This window comes from Xanthomonas sp. NCPPB 3959 (assembly GCF_056675575.1).
Genome location: NZ_JBWWVR010000037.1, coordinates 2,501 through 5,758, shown reverse-complemented (window position 1 = coordinate 5,758; position 3,258 = coordinate 2,501). Strand labels below are relative to the sequence as shown.

Here is a 3,258-nt window from a genome sequence, read left to right as displayed (position 1 = left end):
TCGGCCTCGGAGTATCGCGCCGAATTCCACGCAAAAAGAAACCCCCAGTCCTGTTGGACTGAGGGTTTCGGGTAAAGCCCCTGGCGATGACCTACTCTCGCATGGCTTGAGCCACACTACCATCGGCGCAGCTGCGTTTCACTTCCGAGTTCGGGATGGGATCGGGTGGTTCCACAGCGCTAATTTCACCAGGGAGACGGTTGGAGAGTCGCCAATATTTGCTTCTCTTCAAAAGTCTGCACAAGGATGTGCAGGCTCTTGCGAAGGGAAGCGCATACAGCGCTCGTCTCGCATAGTTAACTTGTGACGTAGCTTGCGTTTGCGGATCTACCAACGTTCGTTGGGACCAAGGCAACTTGAGGTTATATGGTCAAGCCGCACGGATCATTAGTATCAGTTAGCTCAATACATTGCTGTACTTACACACCTGACCTATCAACCACATAGTCTATATGGTTCCTTTAGGGGGCTTGTGCCCCGGGAAGTCTCATCTTGAGGCGCGCTTCCCGCTTAGATGCTTTCAGCGGTTATCGCTTCCGAACATAGCTACCCGGCAATGCCACTGGCGTGACAACCGGAACACCAGAGGTTCGTCCACTCCGGTCCTCTCGTACTAGGAGCAGCCCCTCTCAAACTTCCAACGCCCATGGCAGATAGGGACCGAACTGTCTCACGACGTTCTGAACCCAGCTCGCGTACCACTTTAAATGGCGAACAGCCATACCCTTGGGACCGACTACAGCCCCAGGATGTGATGAGCCGACATCGAGGTGCCAAACACCGCCGTCGATATGAACTCTTGGGCGGTATCAGCCTGTTATCCCCGGAGTACCTTTTATCCGTTGAGCGATGGCCCTTCCATACAGAACCACCGGATCACTAAGACCTACTTTCGTACCTGCTTGATCCGTCGATCTTGCAGTCAAGCACGCTTATGCCTTTGCACACAGTGCGCGATGTCCGACCGCGCTGAGCGTACCTTCGTGCTCCTCCGTTACTCTTTAGGAGGAGACCGCCCCAGTCAAACTACCCACCATACACGGTCCCTGATCCGGATAACGGATCTAGGTTAGAACGTCAAGCACGACAGGGTGGTATTTCAAGGATGGCTCCACTGCAGCTAGCGCCACAGTTTCATAGCCTCCCACCTATCCTACACAGACGAACTCAACGTTCAGTGTAAAGCTATAGTAAAGGTTCACGGGGTCTTTCCGTCTTGCCACGGGAACGCTGCATCTTCACAGCGATTTCAATTTCACTGAGTCTCGGGTGGAGACAGCGCCGCTGTCGTTACGCCATTCGTGCAGGTCGGAACTTACCCGACAAGGAATTTCGCTACCTTAGGACCGTTATAGTTACGGCCGCCGTTTACTGGGGCTTCGATCAAGAGCTTCGCCTTGCGGCTGACCCCATCAATTAACCTTCCAGCACCGGGCAGGCGTCACACCCTATACGTCCACTTTCGTGTTTGCAGAGTGCTGTGTTTTTGATAAACAGTCGCAGCGGCCTGGTTTCTGCGACCCTCTTCAGCTATAGCTCGCATGAGCCACCAAAAAGGGTGCACCTTCTCCCGAAGTTACGGTGCCATGTTGCCTAGTTCCTTCACCCGAGTTCTCTCAAGCGCCTGAGAATTCTCATCCTACCCACCTGTGTCGGTTTACGGTACGGTCTTCGTGAGCTGAAGCTTAGGAGCTTTTCCTGGAAGCGTGGTATCAGTGACTTTGCCATAAAGGCTCGTCTCGGTGCTCGGTCTTAAAGGATCCCGGATTTGCCAAAGATCCAAACCTACCGCCTTTCCCCGGGACAACCAACGCCCGGTACACCTAACCTTCTCCGTCCCTCCATCGCACTCACGCGAGGTGCAGGAATATTAACCTGCTTCCCATCGACTACGGCTTTCGCCCTCGCCTTAGGGACCGACTAACCCTGCGTCGATTAACGTTGCGCAAGGAAACCTTGGGCTTTCGGCGTGCGGGCTTTTCACCCGCATTATCGTTACTCATGTCAGCATTCGCACTTCCGATACCTCCAGCGGACTTCTCAATCCACCTTCGCAGGCTTACGGAACGCTCCTCTACCGCGCATAAAACCGAAGTTTTACGCACCCCAAGCTTCGGTTCACTGCTTAGCCCCGTTAAATCTTCCGCGCAGACCGACTCGACCAGTGAGCTATTACGCTTTCTTTAAAGGGTGGCTGCTTCTAAGCCAACCTCCTGGCTGTCTATGCCTTTCCACATCGTTTTCCACTTAGCAGTGAATTTGGGACCTTAGCTGTGGGTCTGGGTTGTTTCCCTTTTCACGACGGACGTTAGCACCCGCCGTGTGTCTCCCGGATAGTACGTACTGGTATTCGGAGTTTGCAATGGTTTGGTAAGTCGCGATGACCCCCTAGCCATAACAGTGCTCTACCCCCAGTAGTATTCGTCCGAGGCGCTACCTAAATAGCTTTCGAGGAGAACCAGCTATCTCCGGGTTCGATTAGCTTTTCACTCCTAATCACAGCTCATCCCCGTCTTTTGCAACAGACGTGGGTTCGGGCCTCCAGTACCTGTTACGGCACCTTCACCCTGGCCATGACTAGATCACCCGGTTTCGGGTCTACTGCCCGCGACTATGCGCCCTTATCAGACTCGGTTTCCCTTCGCCTCCCCTATACGGTTAAGCTTGCCACGAACAGTAAGTCGCTGACCCATTATACAAAAGGTACGCAGTCACTCTTGCGAGCTCCTACTGCTTGTACGCACACGGTTTCAGGATCTATTTCACTCCCCTCTCCGGGGTTCTTTTCGCCTTTCCCTCACGGTACTGGTTCACTATCGGTCGGTCAGGAGTATTTAGCCTTGGAGGATGGTCCCCCCATATTCAGACAGGGTTTCACGTGCCCCGCCCTACTCGTCTTCACTGGAGTGGCCCTTTTAAATACAGGGCTATCACCTTCTATGGCCAATCTTTCCAGATTGTTTTTCTAAAGCCATTCCAGCTTAAGGGCTGTTCCCCGTTCGCTCGTCACTACTTAGGGAATCTCGGTTGATTTCTTTTCCTCCGGTTACTTAGATATTTCAGTTCACCGGGTTCGCTTCCAGCAGCTATGAATTCACTGCAGGATACTGCCGAAGCAGTGGGTTTCCCCATTCGGATATTGCCGGATCAAAGCTTGTTGCCAGCTCCCCGACACTTTTCGCAGGCTACCACGTCCTTCATCGCCTCTGACCGCCTAGGCATCCACCGTGTGCGCTTATTCGCTTGACCATATAACCC

Annotated in this window: 2 rRNA genes; both read right to left on the bottom strand. The window is 53.4% G+C overall.

The window, feature by feature from the left end:
• Window positions 1-78 precede the first annotated feature (78 nt).
• Window positions 79-193, bottom strand: a 5S ribosomal RNA gene (rrf, locus tag AC1KVG_RS21655).
• 173 nt (window positions 194-366) lie between these two features.
• Window positions 367-3,249: ribosomal RNA gene (locus AC1KVG_RS21650) — 23S ribosomal RNA — on the bottom strand.
• Between the last annotated feature and the right edge of the window lie 9 nt (window positions 3,250-3,258).